This is a genomic window from Prevotella sp. E13-27 (genome assembly GCF_023217965.1).
Lineage (GTDB): Bacteria > Bacteroidota > Bacteroidia > Bacteroidales > Bacteroidaceae > Prevotella.
In genome coordinates this window covers 537,195-554,828 of sequence record NZ_JALPSC010000001.1, presented here as the reverse complement: position 1 = coordinate 554,828, position 17,634 = coordinate 537,195, and the positions used below count along the sequence as shown (strand labels likewise).

The window sequence follows — 17,634 nt, the reverse complement described above, 5'->3', positions numbered from 1 at the left end:
TGCTTATTTTGCAAACTGAATACACAAACTACGAATATTTCGAAATAAAACAAACAATATTAGCTAATAACTTTTTATGAAAAAAACCTTATTCTGTGTCTCTCTTGCCTTAGCAGGATTGATGTCCTCATGCGTAGATAAATACGAAGAGGTCGATGCGGATAGCCAGCCTTCGTGGCTCGGAGGAAGCATCTATGCGGAACTGGAGAATCCTAAAAACTTAACGGGAACATTCAAGACCTACCTGCGTCTCGTTGATGATCTTGGCTATGCTGAGACCCTCAACCGCACTGGTTCGAAGACCATCTTCCCTGCTAATGATGAAGCTTTCTCACGGTTCTTCCAGAAAAATGATTGGGGAGTCAGTAGCTATGAAGAGCTTACTGAAGCCCAGAAGAAGCTGTTGCTCTATTCCTCTATGCTTGACAATGCGCTGCTAATCAGCCTGTTGCCAAACGTGAGTAACGGTACCAACACCCCGATGAAGGGACAGGCTCTGAAACATCCCACAAACATCAGTACGACGGACTCCATTCAGTTCGAGAAGAATCTCCCTGGTAACAACACTTATTGGGATCAGTTCCGTCAGAACGGTATCCATGTTGTGAGTGACAATACCACACCTATGATGGTGCACCTGCTCCGTGAATACATGATCTACAACGGTATAAGCACCGTTGGAGAGAACAGTGACTTCGAAATAATCACCGGCACTCCGTTTACAAACGGTACCGCTTATATCTTCAATAACAAGATTCTGAAGAGCGATGTAACCTGTCAGAATGGCTATATTCAGCAGATGGAAAACGTGCTGTTGCCTCCTGGTAATATGGCGCAAGTGATACGTAAGAACAATGAGACAAAGCTCATTAGCCGTATGCTCGACTATTTCTCAGCTCCTTACTATGATGCAACGACTACCAAGGCTTATAATGACTGGGCACAGCAGTATAACCGTCCGAAGATTGACTCTATCTATCAGTGGCGCTATCTGAGCAACCGTTCACAGGGCGGTGAGAAACTCGGAGCAGCTCCTGCGCATATGGGCGGAACCCTCGTTTCGGGATCTGAACTCCTTGACTACGACCCAGGTTGGAACGGCTACTATCCAAAGACTGCCAATGCTTCAGCCAATATTGACTATGCAATCATGGATATGGGTGCTTTCTTCGTTCCTACAGATGAGGCTGTGAAGAAATACTTCCTCCCTGGCGGCAACGGCGCCTACCTTATTGATATTTATGGTACAGGCACAACAGGTCTTCCTAATACTGAGGAGAATCTCGAGCGTCATATTGACTCTATAGCAGTAAAGAACAAGGCTGTCATCGCTTCGTTCCTGAAGAACCTGATGAAAGACCGCTTCTCTAACACCGTGCCAAGCAAGTTTGAGACCATCATCAATGATGCCGGTGAGAACTTCGGTATGACTACAAGCAAGATACATCGTAAGGATGGCAAGTATGACATATCAATAGCCAATAACGGTGCTGTATATGTCATCGATGAATTGCTCGCTCCAGACGAATATCAGGCAGTGCTCGCTCCTACGTCTGTTTATCCCGACATGAGAGTGATGGGATGGGCAGTGCAGGATGGTATAAAGACTGGCGACTATCTCGGCGTGGACTTTAAGTACTACCTTCTCGCCATGAGCGCCAACTATGCATTCTTCGTTCCTGAAGACCGGGCGTTCGGTTTCTACTATCTTGATCCTGCGACACTCGGCCATTTGAGCTCTGACAACAAAACTCCACGTCCCGACGTGCTCTATTTCCACTATGAGCCAGATTCCAAGGTTTCACCTCTGCTTAAATGCGAACGTTATTATTATAATGTGACAACAGGCGAGATAGAAGGTGCAGCCCGTCCCGTGACGATTTCTGAGGTGAAGACGCAGTTGGTGGATATTCTGAACTACCACACGTTGGTGCTCAACAGCGGTGAACTCATAGGAAAGAACCACTTCTACAAGACCAAGCACGGTGGCGCTATCTATGTTGATGGACATAAACTCAACGGACGCGTGATGGGTGAATGGCAGAAGAACGGCAAACTTTTTGGCCGCGATATTACGAGTGATGTGAAATTTAAGACTCCGGAGATTACTGAGATCTTTGACCAAAAGAATGGTAAGACCTATCGCCTTGACCGCGTGGTACAGCCACCTGTGGAGAGCGTCTATAGCGTGCTTAAGTCAAACACTAACCTCAGCGAGTTCCTTAAGGCTTGTGAGGCATTCGGAAACGAGCCGTTGCTGAAATGGGCAAACATCAGTCCGGAAGAGTCGAAAGATGCCAACGGAAACAAGCTTGGCTACAGCGAGCAGGATGCTTATATCATATTTACTAATAAGTATGTCTATCCAGACCCCGCGACTTTGAAGAATACAACCATCAATCAGGCTTGTCCTGACTATAATGTCAAGATGTTCAAGACCTATAACTATACACTTTTTGCCCCTGACAATACCGCTATGACTGAGGCTTACGCCAACGGATTGCCTAACTGGGTGGATGTTCAGGCTCTTTGGACAAAGTATGGAAATAACACTAAGGCTTACAGCGTGTTGGTTGACTCACTGAATAATGGTCACCTTTCTCCTGACGAGCGTACGGCCTATCTTGCAGAACTGGCTGATAGAAATGAGGCTAAGCGACTTATTGGCTTGATTCGCGACTTTGTGAAGTATCACTTCATGGTAGAGTCGGTCTTTGCTGACGAAAACGTTGAGCCGAGCAGCCACTCACTGTCTCTCTGCACTGATGCCATTGGTGCAGCCAAGGAACTATCCATCTCTGGAGGTGCAGGAAAACTAAATGTGAAAGATGCTACAAAGACACTTACCATTGATGCCAATGACAGTGGTAAGGTGGTGAACAAGATGTGCCGTGACTATTGGTATAACACAAACAGAACGAAGGCAACATCTATTGAGACTTCATCGTTCTGTACGGTACACCAGATTTCAAGACCTCTCTGTGCTAACAGCGATGGACGTTTCGACTAATACTTATGAACTAAAGGCATAACCTACAATGAATATCAAGAGAACATTATTTACTGCCCTGATATGCTTGGTTGCGCAGATAGCGCTGGCACAGGGCGTGCGCGTGTCGGGTACGTTGTCCGACAACGACGGTCCCATCATGATGGGTAACGTCACGGAGCGCGATGCCAACAACCGTATCATCTCTGCCACACAGACAGACTTCAACGGTAACTTCTCGCTGCAGGTGAAGAACAAGAACAACAAGCTTCACTTCTCATATGTCGGCGATAAGACAAAAGTCGTGAAGATAGGTGATCAGACTGTATTTAAGATAAAGCTCGAACCTGCCAGCACAGTACTGAAGGAGGTGACGGTTAGAGGTAAACGTCAGAACTCAGGTGGACTGTCTATTCAGAAAAAGGAGATGACGGTGGCTTCACAGACCATGAACATGGAACAGGTGGAAGGTCTCGCCTTTACCTCTGCCGATGAGGCGCTGCAAGGTGAGATTGCCGGTCTGGACATTGTGTCCAACTCTGGTAACCTTGGTGCCGGCTCGCAGATGCGTCTGCGTGGTGTCACCACTCTGAGTGCCAATGCCAACCCGCTGATTGTTGTGGATGACAAGATTTTTGATAACCCTGATGAGGACTTCGACTATGCCAATGCTGACGAGGAACAGTATTCGTCACTTCTTTCGGTAAATGTGGAGGATATCGCAAGCATCGAAGTGCTGAAAGATGCTGCTGCTACAGCAGTATGGGGCTCACGTGGTGCCAATGGTGTCATCAAGATTACCACCAAGCGTGGTAGTCGTGGTAAACCTCGCATCAACTTCTCATATAAGTTCACTGGTGCTTGGCAGCCAGATGGCTACAAGCTTCTCAACGGTGATGAATACACCATGCTGATGAAGGAGGAGTTCTATAACCCGACACAGCGCTCTGACCGTACCACAAACATAGCCGAGCTGAACTATGACAAGAGCTGGGCTGAGTTTGAGAACTGGAATAACAACACCGATTGGGTGGATGCAGTGAAGCAGTTTGGTGCCATGCACGACTTCAGTGTAAACCTAACTGGTGGTGGACAGAAAGCAACGTTCCGCATCTCTGCCGGCTATAAGCACCAGACAGGTTCTATCATCAAGCAGAAGTTCCAGCAGTTCACCACTCGTATGGCTCTCGACTACAACGTGAGTGACCGCATACGTTTCATAACAAACTTCGCCCTTACCTATACAAATAACGACAAGAACTTGGAAGGTAAGGCCAACGGAACAACCTATGAGAGCCTGCTCTCAGTAGCGCAGAAACTGGCTCCAAACATGAGTATATATCGTCAGGATGCCAACGGCAACGATACGGAAGAGTACTATCTGATGAATCCTGTTAAGTCGGATCCTGCAACAAAGAGCTATTACACACCTTATGACGGTGCCTATTCTTCTTACGACCTGCGTGATGTGCGTTCAATGGGTAACCCTATCGCTATTGCTAACGAGGCATGGATCAAGGACCGTACCTACCGCCTGACACCAGACTTCACCATCAAATATGAGATTCTTGGTATTGAGGCCGAGAAGAGCCGTCTGACCTTCAACGGACGTGTGGACTTCGACGTGTTTGCAGAGAGTAAGCCTATATATATTCCTGCTTCTATCAATACTAATGACTGGAATGCTGCTAACTATAACTACTCACAGGGCTATGAATACAATAGCATGAAGATTGGTGCTCGTGCAGAGTTTGTGTTCAGACCTTATTTCCGCAATGAAGACTGGAGCGCTCAGGCTCTGCTTCGCTACGAGATGAACACAAGGACCAACCGTAACCAGACGGTGCACATGAGCCATCTGCCAAACGATATTACCTCGCCGACAGTGAATGCTTATGTTGGTACAGCTCCTGGAAGTGGTAACGGCAAGAGCAACGACCAGAACATACTGTTCAATAGCCACGTAGCCTACAAGGACGGTCGTTATAACCTCGGCTTTTCACTACGTGCTGATGGTAACTCGAAGTTCGGCCCGAAGAACAAGTGGGCTTACTTCCCAGGCCTTTCTGCCCGATATAACATCAGTGAAGAGCCCTTCATGAAGTGGACGAGAAAGTATGTGTCAATGCTCGGATTACGTGCATCATGGGGTATCGTGGGTAAGGCACCGGACAGCGACTATCTGTTCTACAACACCTATAATACCAGCGCTGGTACCTACGGAAAGACCTCCAACACGTCAGTCAGCTATGCTACACTCGACGGCTTTAAGCTCGATGACCTGCGTTGGGAGAAGACCAACTCATATAACCTCGGTTTCAACCTTGGCTTCCTCGATGGTCGTTACGAGATTGATTTCGACTATTATTATAAGGATACGCGCGACTTGCTGATGAAGAATGTCTCTGTTCCCTCGTTCACAGGCTTCTCTAACTTTGCATACTCTAATGTTGGTCGAATGACTAACCAGGGATGGGAGCTCAATTTCAATGCGAAGAAGTTCGTGAAGATTGGCAAGTTCTCAGCTGACTTCGGTTTCAACATCGCTCAGAACGAGAACCTGCTGAAGGAAATGGACGAGACTGTGCTCCAGAGCATCAACGGTACAAGTTGGGATGCTACGAAGCGTGGCACCTATCCAGTCCGTGTGCAGATCAATAACTCACTTGGCTCTATATATGGTTTCCGCTACAAAGGTGTTTATCAGTACACCTATGAGTATCTGCAGAACTACCGTGATGAGAACAAACTCACCACAGAGCAGTATCGTGACTGGATAAACAATTTCCTCGCAGGAACTCTGCCTGATGAGTGGTATGCTGCCCGCGGAATTCAGAAGCATCCTGTCACAGCACCTGTCGTTCAGGATGCTAATGGCAATGTGGTTATGAACAACGTTGGTGATCCACAGCACGTTGTCTATAACTATCAGAATGGTTCGTCAACCTATACCTTCCAAGGAGGTGATGCCATTTATGAGGATATCAATGGTGATGGACAGATCAACGCACTCGATATTGTCTATCTCGGCAACTCACTGCCAAAGGTAAACGGTGGTTTCAACCTCACACTGCGCTATGGTAACTGGAGCATCAAAGGACGTTTCAACTACCGCTTCGGTAACAAGGTTGTAAATCTTGCACGTATGAATCTGGAGAATATGTACACAACCAACAACCAGAGTGCTACGGTGAATTACCGCTGGCGTAAGGATGGTGACGGATATGATTCACCTATGCCACGTGCTATGTATAACGCTGCCTACAACTGGATGAACTCAGACCGTTATGTGGAAGACGGCGGCTTCGTGCGCTTCCAGAACTTGCAGATAGCCTATAACTTCCCAAAGAAGATGGTGAAGGAATGGGGACTTAACAACCTACAGGCTTATGCTTCTATCAACAACCTCTATGTGTGGACCAAGTATAGTGGAGTTGACCCAGAGGTGTCAGCATCAGGCTATAATCCTGCTCTCGACAACTCAAGAACGCCACGCTCTAAGCAGTTCACATTTACACTTAACGTGGGATTCTAAGCAATGACTAAAAACTGAAAAGAACCATATCTATGAAGAAGTATATTTTAATGACGATAGCCAGCATGATGCTTGTCTCCTGTGTGGACACCATCATCCTGCCCGATGATAAAACCGTCGATGAGGACTTCTGGCAGACAAAGGAAGATGTAGCTTCGATGGTTAATGCGGCTTATGCTGCGGTGAACTCGGAAGATGTCTTCACCCGACTGATCATCTGGGGCGAGTACCGTTCTGATGAACTGGTGCAGACCACCAATCCAACTGGTACCATACCCGATGCACTCGCAGAGATTACATCGGTCAATATTCAGACCACCAACATGTATGCCACATGGGCTGCCTTCTATAACATTATCAACCGCTGTAACATTGTTCTTGACAGAGCAGCAGGTGTGATGGAGGTGGATCCTAACTACACGGAAGGTGACTATAATGCTGACCGCTCACAGATGTTGGCACTGCGCTCACTCTGTTATTTCTATCTGGTGCGCGCTTTCCGCGATGTGCCCTATGTTAGCAAGAGTTACATGGAGAGCAGCCAGAACATGGCACTGTCGCAGTCATCTCCAGAAGAGGTGCTCCAGCATTGTATTGATGACCTTATTCAGGCAAAGACTGGTGCCCTCTCAGCCAAAGGCTATACTGTCAGAAACTGGCAACGTGTAGGCTTTATAACTGCTGATGCCATCAATGCCATCTTGGCAGACATCTATCTGTGGCGTGCTTCAGTGAAGCATAGCGCAGCTGACTATCAGGCATGCATTGATGCATGTGATGAGGTCATTGCCTCTAAGCAGTCACAGCACATCGTAAGTAGCAGCGAGCTGACTACTAAGTTGTATCCTTTGGCTGACGCAACAGCATTCTTCCGTGACGTGTTTGTCAGTCAGAATGCTGAAGAGAGCATCTTTGAGCTGCAGAGCACCAACAATGCCGGACTGTGCAAGTATCTGTATAAGTATGCCAACAACAACTCTGCTGAAGGCTTCTTGATGCCAGGCACTATTTTCTCCAAGCAGTCTACTTCCATGCAGAACCTTAATGGCAACGTGTTTGGACAGAAAGACCTGAGATACTATGGCAGTTGCTATTTCAAAGGCAACGATGTCCAGTCTGTAAGAAAAATGGTGGCACAGAATGGTGTGAACTCAGAAGCTAAGCAAGAGCGTGATGCAAACCGCACCTTTGCCAACTTCGACCAGAACTTTATCTTCTATCGCTTGTCTGATGTGATGCTGATGCGTGCCGAGGCACTTGTACAGTTGGGTAGCACAGCAGGCGATGACTATATGCGTAAAGCATTCAATATGGTACAGGCAGTTCATGCACGTGCACTGCTCGACCCGGCTACGGACTCCTTGAAGTGGTCAACGTTCAGTGGCAAGAGTCAGAGCGAGATGGAACAGCTGGTCATGGAAGAGCGTCAGCGCGAGCTGTGCTTCGAAGGTAAGCGCTGGTATGACCTGCTTCGCTTTAACTACCGCCATGTAGAAGGTGTGGAATACAATAAGATTCTTGCAGATATCATCGATGCCAATGGTAACTCTACGGCTACCGCCAACTATGGTAATATGCTCGACCTGATGGTGCGCTCAGAAGGTATCAACGGCTCAAGCATCAAGGCAAAGATGCGCAATGAGGCTTATCTCTATTGGCCTATTCCTGATGCTGATGTCAACGTATGCGCTACGTTGAAGCAGAATCCGGTGTACAAGAAGAATAATGACTTTGAAAAAACCTATTAATGTAAGGAGGAAAGAATATGAAATACAGCGTTCGAAATGCTTTTAATCATATCGTCACAATGGGACTTGTGGTTGTAGGACTGTTTGCTACAACAGCCTGCAACCCTGAGCCCGACGAGTCGGATCTCTATACATCAACGGGAAAAACAACCCTTGACTTTATCAAAGAAGATCCAAACCTCTCCTCGTTCCTTTATATCATGGAGCGTGTAGGACTGGACAAGAACCTCGCTGCCTACGGACAGTACACCTGTTTCATCCCGAACAATCAGGCAGTGGCAACTTATATCAATGACCTGTATAATGATGACAAGGCAACAGTTCCACACAACGGCATGACTGAGAACTCGCTGCAGGGATTGACTGACAGCCTTTGCAATGATATTGCAAAATATCATCTTGCCATAGGTCTTTATCCTACACTGAACATCAACCCGACTATCCCGATGATGCTTGGCCGTAGTATCAATACTGAGACTACGAGCGATGCCGAGGGTCGCGTGACTATCAACCATGTGGCAGGTATGCAGGCTGGAGCAGTTATCGTTGATGGCGACCACGAGATGATCAATGGTATCGTCCATCTGATTGATAATGTTATTCCACGTAATACCAAGGTGCTGCCAGAAGAATTGCGCCGTTATCCACAGTTCAGCCTCTTCCTCGAAGCTCTGAACCTCACAGGTCTCAGCGAGAAGCTGCGTAATAGCAAGAAGAATGTAGAGTATCCGAAGTCAAGTGACTGGAAGCACACTGATACAAATGGTTCCAACCTGTTTGCACCAGAAGAGTGCCGTGTGGCATATACTATCTTTGCTGAGACAAACGATGTGTTTGCTGCAGAAGGCATCAACAATATTAATGATCTGATTGCAAAGACACATGATTGGTATGGTAATGCTGATACTTGGTACACCTATCCTGTAGATAAGGGTATCACCATCAGCACAGGCGATGACTATACTAATCCATTCAATACGCTCAACATGTTCATTGCTTACCACATACTATATGCAGGTATGCCGGAGTCAGAGTTGGTATATGAGTGGATTTCGCAGACGGCTAATCCTTATTGGAACTATGTCAATGGTGGTGAGCCTTATGACTATTACGAGACCATGCTTCCAAATACACTGATGAAGATTTGGCAGCCGAATGGATACAAGAAGGATGATACAGCAGAGCGAAGAGCACTCTACATCAACCGCTATCAGACCTTGAACACGTTGACAAACGAAGTGGGTACACAGGGTAGTGATGGCTTCCATGTACTGATGAATGAGGGCGTGCGCATCAACAGAACAGTTGACAAAAACAATGTGCCAACGAACATACAGGCTTACAACGGCTATATCCACAGTATAAGGAGCATCTTGCTCTATGATAAGGATGTGCCCCAAGGTGTTCTTCACGAGCGCATGCGCTTTGACTCAACGACATTCTTGCCAGAGTTCATAAACAATGAGTTCAGAATGGCTAACTCAACAACCGTAAGTGGATGGAACGGTGGTGGCAGCGGTGCACGTATCGCTTTCCCATTGAACTATTTCGACGGCGTGGTCAGCTACACTTCTAACAATGAGTTCCGCTACAATGTGGTTGGTGCTTACAATGCTTGGCAGAGTAACACCTTCCAGGGATGGGGTAAATACGATTTGGCTATAAAAATGCCACCGTTGCCGGAGAATACATATGAGTTCCGTATTTTCTATACTCCTATGGGACATGGTGGTATGATGCAGTTCTACATGGGTAGTTCTAAGGAACTTGGCTCTATGATGTCGCTTGACATACCTCTTGATGTGCGTGTTCCAATAACAGATCCACGTATTGGATGGACCAACTTCTTGAATGATGATGACCTCGGTCTGGCTACAGATGCTGCTCTGCGTACTCGCGGATATATGCGTGGACTCTATAGCTATGCTGACCACGCAGAGAAGGGTGATTGTAACTTTGCAAAGGGTGATGTAAAGAATGACCGTAATCAGCGTTACACAACAACAGGTAATAATAGCCTACGTCGAATTCTTGGTCGAATGAAAATCAAGCAGAGCGACGAACGCTGGCTGCGCATCAAGAGCGTAATCACTGATGAACAAGACCTAAAGTGGCAGCTTGACTACGTTGAGTTTGTTCCTATCGATGTGGTAGATAACCAGAGCTACACGGAAGACTGGTTCTAAGAGAATTGAAAATTGATAATTGAAATTGATAATTCTTGAATTTTCTATGAAACAAAACAAATATATAGGGATTACGATGATGGCGGCTGCAATGCTTGCTGCCACATCGTGTACCGACTACAGCGATTATAATGATTATCCTGCGTCAAGTGTACCTTCAGCCGACAAGACGCTTTGGGAAAACATTGATGCAACTCCTCAGCTGAGTAATTTCAAAGCGCTCTTACAACAGGCCGGCTTTGATGAGGAACTGAAGAGTTCTAAGGCATACACTGTGTGGGCACCGGCAGATAACACATTTGATATGGCTGCCTACCAGAATCTCAGTAAAGAAGATTTGCTGAAGCAGTTTGTTAAGAGCCATGTAGCCGCCTTCGCCTATCCGGCATCGGGTAATGTGGATCAGCGAGTATTAGCGCTCAACGAGAAGTATTTCACCTTTAAAGGTGATGGCGCTTATACGTTTGACGGACGCAATGTTACGACCGCTAACGTGCCCGCGACCAATGGACTGATGCACATCACTGATGGTGATGCCAAGTTCTATCCAAACATCTATGAGTATATTAAAGCCAGCGAAGGACTTGACTCACTGAAAAAATATCTGCTAAAGTATGAGTTGACGGAACTGAATACGTCGAAGAGTGTCAAAGGTCCTATCGTCAATGGTATTCAGACCTATATAGACTCAGTGATGGAAACAGAAAATATCATTACCAAATATCGTGTCAGGGCTCAAATAGACCGTGAGGACAGTTCTTATCTGGCTGTGCTGCCTACTGATAAGGCCTTCAAGGATATGTATAATAAGGTGTATGCCGCTAATAATTTTATTACTACTACGACTGCCCTTGATGTTGACAAAATCTCTTCCTATGACGATACGAAGACAACGACCAAGGTGAATATTCGTGATACGAAGGAATTGCGTGACTCTGTTGCGAAGCTGACTATTGCTTCAAACTTGTTCTTCAGCAAGAACGACTATTACTATCAGATGTGGAAAGACGGTAGTGCAGCTGCTGCTGGGAAGAGCGACACCATCCGCTCAACAACCAATGCCAAGCTTTCTAATCCAAAGGAAATCACTGAGGACTATACCACAGGGCAAAAGGTAAATGTAAGTAATGGCGAGGTAATCATCGTGGATAGTCTGGCCATGAAACCATGGGAGACTTACAAACCGAAGATCAAGGCTTGGCTGAAGAATAACAGAGGTTTGGCTTTCAGTGGCGTGGCTGAGGATATTACAGTGCCAGACTCGCTCTATGATCCGAATTTCAAATGTACCGATATTGAAAATTATCCCGAACTTGTAGGGAAGCCTTATGCTATCTTTGGAAGTGATCCTGAAGAAAAGAACTATTCTTGGGTTCATGTGACACCAGACAACGAATTCGTGTGTCCTCATCTATTTGTAAAACTGCCAGAGGTGAAGTCAGGAAAGTATAACTTCTATGTTGTATATATGCCAACGGCTATGAAGGAGTTCGGTAACGAACCACGTTCTTCGCTGTTGAACTATCGTCTCAGCTATTGCAACAAGAGCGGTACTGTTCTCAACTATGTCTTTGGACGTAGCTATGCAGAAGCATTGAAGGAAGGAAAGAAACTTCCTGCTGTGCCTAAGACGGTGTCTATAGAGGAAGCTTTCACACATAACACTGCAAAAGTTGACACCGTGTTTATTGGTCAGTTTGATTTCGAAGTGAGCTATTCAGGTCTTGGTATTAGCCCGAGTATACATATCTCTTCAGAGATCTTACCTTTCTCATTAGAGGATATGAATTACTCTCGTGATATTCGCATTGCTGCTATTATCATGAAGCCTGTTGAACTTGATGAATACGAAGAAAAAAATAAATAAATATGAAGAGCAACATATTTAAAACATTGCAGAACACAAGTCAGCGACTTTTCTTCTGCACGTTAGCACTCGGACTCTTTGCCGTTCCCACCTTCGCGCAGAGCGAGGATGAGGACGAGGAGGAAGTTACTGTCGCCAAAAAACAGCCTAAAAAGGAGAAGCTCGTCAATTATCCTACTGTCACTGTGAAAGGTGTAATCAGTGATATGGCTACTGGCAAGCCTCTGCCTGGCATACAGTTGCAGATGTTAGGTAACAAGCGCTACACCGCCATGTCTGAGGAAGATGGCTCGTTTAGGATCAAAGTGCCAACATTTGCTACATCACTTTATGTGTATGCACCAGAATATATGTCACAGCAGGTGGCTATTGTTGCTGGTGATACAACACAGAATGTGAAGGTGACGATGATCAAAGACGTGTTCCAGCCGATGTATGGTAAGGGAACTGACTATACCGCGAAAAGCGAGGCTAAGATTGAGTCATTCGGCGTTACGGTGGATAACGAGATATCAAGTAAGCTTGGTGCGGACATGCACACTATCATGCGTTCAGGTGCCCTTGATGGAGGAGCAGCCATGTTTATACGTGGTCTTAACAGCATCACTGCTGATGCTCAGCCGCTGATTATTGTGGACGGTATTGAGCTGGATATGCAGCGTGACCGTTCGTCACTTCATGCAGGACAGTTCAATAACCTCCTTGCCAATATCGCCCCCGATGATGTGGAGAAGGTGACAGTGCTGAAGAATGCAACAGCGCTCTATGGATCACGCGGTGCAAATGGCGTGGTGCTTATTGACACGAAGCGCGGTCACTCCATGGCTACACGCATTGACGCTAACGTGTCAGCAGGTGTGACACTCGTTCCCAGACTGCCGACAATGATGGATGCGTCACAGTATCGCAGCTATGCTACTGAGATGATTGGTACAATTGACGGCATTCAGCAGCAGAAGATAGACTTCCGCTTCCTCAATGACGATCCCAATGGCTACTATTATAATATCTATCATAATAATACAGACTGGACGGACGAGGTTTATCATAACGCGATGACACAGAACTACAGCATCAACGTACAGGGTGGTGATGATGTGGGTATGTATAACCTTTCTCTCGGTTATCTGGATGCAGAGTATGCTGCCAGAAAGAATAACTTTGACAGAATGAACGTTCGTTTTAATACTGACATCAGCATTCTTTATAATCTGAGCACGAAGTTTGATATTGCTATCACGCATACGTCTAACTCTGTCTTTGACAACGGTATGCCGGAGGATTTCGATGCAGGTGCACTGGTGTCTCCTACCGCTCTTTCACTGATTAAGTCGCCACTCGTGGCTCCATATCAGTATAACAAGCTCGTCAATGGCGGTAAGGGTGGATTCACTAAGTTGCTTTCTGACTATGATGATATCTTCTCGCAGATGGGAAGGGAATACTCATTGGCAAATCCATCAGCAGTGTTGAATTACGGTGAGGGCGATAATAAGAATGTTGCTGAGAATACCTACTTCAATGTTCATGTAGAGCCGACGTATAATATCAATCGCAACCTCAGCGTTTCTGCTCTGGCAAGCTACACGCTGAACCGTAATGCACAGCGTTATTTCCGTCCGCGAGTAGGCGTGCCTTCTTATAACATCTCTGAACTTGGACGTGTCTATGCAAAAGTGTCATCAATGTTTGCCAAAGAGGAGAATATATTGGGTAAGCTCCAGTTCGACTGGAACCATCAGTATGGCAAACATACTTTCGCTGCCTTTGCCGGTGCACGATACAATCAGTTCTCATTCGATGTTGACAATGTCTCAGTGCAGTCAACCTCTGCAACCACGAGTGACCGTAGCCCAGCACTGTCATGGGCCGGCTATCGTGACATCAGCGGTGCCAACGATGTGTGGAAGCAGATACAGTGGTATGGCAATGTGGACTATAATTATATGAATCGCTATTTCGCTACACTGTCACTGCTGGGCGAGGCCAACAGCCGATTTGGTGAGAATGCTGACGGACTGAGCATGTTCGGTGTGAAGTGGGCGCTCTTCCCAAGCTTACAGTTAGGATGGGTGTTGACCAATGAAAGCTGGTTCCCGAAGAACATGGGAGTCAATTATCTTCGCGTAAATGCCGGCTTCGATGTCAGTGGCAACGACGGTATAAGCAACTATGCAGCACGTACAAGCTATACTACTGTTCGTTTCAACCAGATGGGTATTGGTACACAGCTGACGAACATCGGTAACGACAAAGTGCAGTGGGAAAGCACGAAGAAGCTGAACCTCGGTTTCCAGTCTTATCTGCTTGAGAATAGACTGGGCATTCGCTTCGATTACTTCCTCCACAAGACCGACAACCTGCTTACCTTGAAGACATTCTCTTCACCGATTGCTGGTGTGAACCGTTATTGGAGCAATGGTGGAGAACTGGAGAATGAAGGCTTTGAGGCGATGGTTACTGTTAAACCTGTGGTTATGAAAGATTGGAATCTCGAAGTAGGAGCTTCTGTAGGACACTATAAGAACAAGGTGACCAAGTTGCCAAGCGGCGATTACACTACTTCTGTATATGGTGACAACAATATCTTAACCTCAGAGGGTAATCCTATCGCACTGTTCTATGGCTATAAGACGAAAGGTGTGTTTGCCACTGCTGCTGAAGCTAATGCTGCAGGACTTAGCATGACGGATGCTGCTGGTAACCCTCACTATTTCGCTGCTGGTGATGTACACTTTGACGATCTCAACAACGATGGTAAGATTGACGAAAACGACAAGACAATCATCGGTGATCCCAATCCTGATATCTACGGAAATATTTTTGCTACACTGAACTACAAGAGACTGACGCTGAACATTGGCTTCAACTATTCTCTTGGAAACGATGTGTATAACTATCAGCGCTCTGTACTCAATTCAGGCAGCAACTTCTACAACCAGCAGGTGGCAGAAGTGGGACGTTGGCGCTATGAGGGACAGCAGACAGATATTCCACGTGCTGTATATGGCGACCCGATGCAGAACAACCGATTCAGCGACCGTTGGATTGAAGACGGAAGCTATCTGCGCCTGAAGACTTTGAACTTGAGCTATCGTGTACCTGTGCCTGAGAACTGGGACTGGCTGCAAGGACTCACTGTTTGGGCTGAGGCACAGAATCTACTTACCTTCTCAAAGTATTTGGGCAATGATCCTGAGTTCTCTAATGGTACCAACGTAATCTATCAGGGTATAGATTGTGGAAACCTGGCTCACAGCCGCTCGTTCATGATGGGACTGAAGATTAACCTGTAGTTCAATTAGTAATTAGTAATGAGTAATTAGAAATTATGATTAGTTTAAAGAATATATTCAAAAGTGCTCTGCTGTTGGGATTGACTACAGCAATGGTCGGCTGCTCTGATATGCTGGAGAGTGATAGTGAGCGTCAGAACTTTGAGCCATCAATAGAATCTAAGACTGACTCAGTATTCTATGCTTATGGTATTTTTGAGGCTATGCAGCATCTGGCTGATCAGTATGTGTTCCAAGGAGAAATGCGTGGTGACCTTGTTGCTACGACTAAATACACGGATAACAACCTGCGTCAGTTGGCTAACTTCTCTGCTACCACAGCCAACAAATATGACAGTGCCTATGTGTATTACAGGGTCATTAACAACTGTAACTACTACATTGCCAAACGTAAGACCAATCTCTATACTGGTTCTACTAACGTTGTGATGAATGAATACGCAGCCATCAAGGCACTGAGAGCATGGGCCTATCTGCAGTTGGGCCGCAACTATGAGCGTGTGCCGTTCTTCACGGAGCCACTGACTTCTGTGTCGCAGATTGATAACAATAAGTTCCCCGAGTTGACGCTTGACCAGATTGTTGATCAGCTTGCGCCAGACCTGGAACAATATACTGGCTATCAACTGCCTCGTTATGGTAGTGATTATTACAATGCAGGAACTCCCAACTGGACGTCTGCTGCAAAAAATGTAGTCATGAGCAAATGTTTCATTCCGGTGGATGTTATCCTCGGTGATATGTATCTGGAAACCGGACAATATGATGCTGCAGCCAAGCACTTCGTTACCTATTTGACACAGTTTGCTTCAAGTTCGTCGATATATTGGAATATGAGTCCTTTCATAGCTCCAATGACTGCCAAGATGAAAGGTGGTCAGGTAGTGGATTCAGACCTGTTGCCATCACCCAGTAATGTGGCAGTAGAAATGAAAGGCGCTGGCGGAGAATGGAGCACAATCTTCTCTGGCTCTGTTTCTGACAACTCTTTTATGGAGATTATTTCTTACATTCCTATGGCTGTTAATAAGCAGCAGGGACCTACAACCATTGTCCCCCTTTCTTTTGGTTTCAATTATTATGCAACATCGGAAGAGAGAGGTGACTTCGGAGCTTATGTAGAAGAAATTCAGATTACACCGTCTGATGCACTCAACACGTTGTCTGACTCAACAGAGTATTACTACTATGCTAAGGGAGGCACGAACCAGCATGATAATATCCAGATATCAAAAGCCGGTGACATGCGTCTGCGCAGCATCACGACAACAAACAGGAAAGCATCTGATAACTCTGAGTACCTGTGGATAGACAAGTATAAGCAGGCTAACATCATTCTTTATCGTACCAGCACGGTGATGCTCCATCTCGCTGAGGCTTTCAATCGCCTTGGTATGCCTGATGCCGCATTTGGAATACTTAAAGATGGAATAAGCAGCGTATTGACGTTTACTAAAGAAGCGAACCCTGGTGGATATCCAGATTATATCACAGATGATACTCGTACAAAACTGACGACTATCTATCCACTATTCTCCAGCGTTAATATTGAGAAATTCAATACAGCAGTCTATGCTTATGGTATCCATAGCCATGGAGCTGGTAAAGCTACAGGCGATTGTGCTTCTGCAATCTACCGTACTGGCACGTCACCCTATAAGATGCCTCGCATCGTTGGAAAGAAGCTCGATGAATTGAATGCGAAGGTCAAGGATAATTCTTATCCAGCTGGCATTACCATCGGTACAACGAAGCAGGACACCATCAACGCTATTGAGGATATACTCTGTGATGAGTATGCATTGGAGTTAGCATTTGAGGGTAACCGATTCTACGATCTCTGTCGTCTGGCTCGTCATAAGAATGGTCATGCAAAGAGCTCTACCTACGATGGCTCGCCTTATGGTGCCAACTTTGGTGGTGTCTGGCTTGCTGACAAGTTGAAAGCCAACAACCCTGTGGTTGACCTGAAGAGCGAAAAGAACTGGTATCTGCCTTTCAAATAAAGGTAGA

At 46.0% G+C, this 17,634-nt stretch carries 7 protein-coding genes; all 7 read left to right on the top strand.

Annotated features, from left to right (window positions below):
* Positions 1-76 precede the first annotated feature (76 nt).
* From M1L52_RS02340 to M1L52_RS02310, 7 genes are read left to right on the top strand one after another with little or no spacing between them, the layout of a single operon-like run.
* On the top strand, positions 77-3,010 hold the full coding sequence (locus M1L52_RS02340) for a fasciclin domain-containing protein (RefSeq protein WP_248613205.1): 2,934 nt from the start codon (positions 77-79) through the stop codon (positions 3,008-3,010).
* Positions 3,011-3,038: 28 nt separating this feature from the next.
* On the top strand, positions 3,039-6,524 hold the full coding sequence (locus M1L52_RS02335; RefSeq protein WP_248613204.1) for a SusC/RagA family TonB-linked outer membrane protein: 3,486 nt from the start codon (positions 3,039-3,041) through the stop codon (positions 6,522-6,524).
* Between the two features lie 32 nt (positions 6,525-6,556).
* The gene (locus tag M1L52_RS02330) at positions 6,557-8,272 is read left to right on the top strand and encodes a RagB/SusD family nutrient uptake outer membrane protein (RefSeq protein WP_248613203.1); all 1,716 of its coding nucleotides are present in this window, start codon (positions 6,557-6,559) and stop codon (positions 8,270-8,272) included.
* Positions 8,273-8,289: 17 nt separating this feature from the next.
* Complete coding sequence (locus M1L52_RS02325; RefSeq protein ID WP_248613202.1) at positions 8,290-10,458, top strand: fasciclin domain-containing protein; 2,169 nt, start codon at positions 8,290-8,292, stop codon at positions 10,456-10,458.
* A gap of 46 nt (positions 10,459-10,504) precedes the next feature.
* Positions 10,505-12,325 carry a fasciclin domain-containing protein gene (locus M1L52_RS02320; protein ID WP_248613201.1) on the top strand — a complete coding sequence of 607 codons (1,821 nt, stop codon included), beginning with the start codon at positions 10,505-10,507 and terminating at the stop codon, positions 12,323-12,325.
* A 2-nt stretch (positions 12,326-12,327) separates the two neighbouring features.
* Positions 12,328-15,621, top strand: coding sequence for a SusC/RagA family TonB-linked outer membrane protein (locus tag M1L52_RS02315; protein ID WP_248613200.1), 3,294 nt, complete (start codon positions 12,328-12,330; stop codon positions 15,619-15,621).
* 35 nt (positions 15,622-15,656) lie between these two features.
* Positions 15,657-17,627, top strand: a complete 1,971-nt coding sequence (locus M1L52_RS02310; protein WP_248613199.1) for a RagB/SusD family nutrient uptake outer membrane protein — start codon at positions 15,657-15,659, stop codon at positions 17,625-17,627.
* Positions 17,628-17,634: the final 7 nt, after the last annotated feature.

Bases quoted from the DNA above. Each gene is read 5' to 3' on its own strand.
- M1L52_RS02340 (WP_248613205.1), top strand. From the start codon at position 77: ATGAAAAAAACCTTATTCTGTGTCTCTCTTGCCTTAGCAGGATTGATG.
- M1L52_RS02335 (WP_248613204.1), top strand. From the start codon at position 3,039: ATGAATATCAAGAGAACATTATTTACTGCCCTGATATGCTTGGTTGCG.
- M1L52_RS02330 (WP_248613203.1), top strand. From the start codon at position 6,557: ATGAAGAAGTATATTTTAATGACGATAGCCAGCATGATGCTTGTCTCC.
- M1L52_RS02325 (WP_248613202.1), top strand. From the start codon at position 8,290: ATGAAATACAGCGTTCGAAATGCTTTTAATCATATCGTCACAATGGGA.
- M1L52_RS02320 (WP_248613201.1), top strand. From the start codon at position 10,505: ATGAAACAAAACAAATATATAGGGATTACGATGATGGCGGCTGCAATG.
- M1L52_RS02315 (WP_248613200.1), top strand. From the start codon at position 12,328: ATGAAGAGCAACATATTTAAAACATTGCAGAACACAAGTCAGCGACTT.
- M1L52_RS02310 (WP_248613199.1), top strand. From the start codon at position 15,657: ATGATTAGTTTAAAGAATATATTCAAAAGTGCTCTGCTGTTGGGATTG.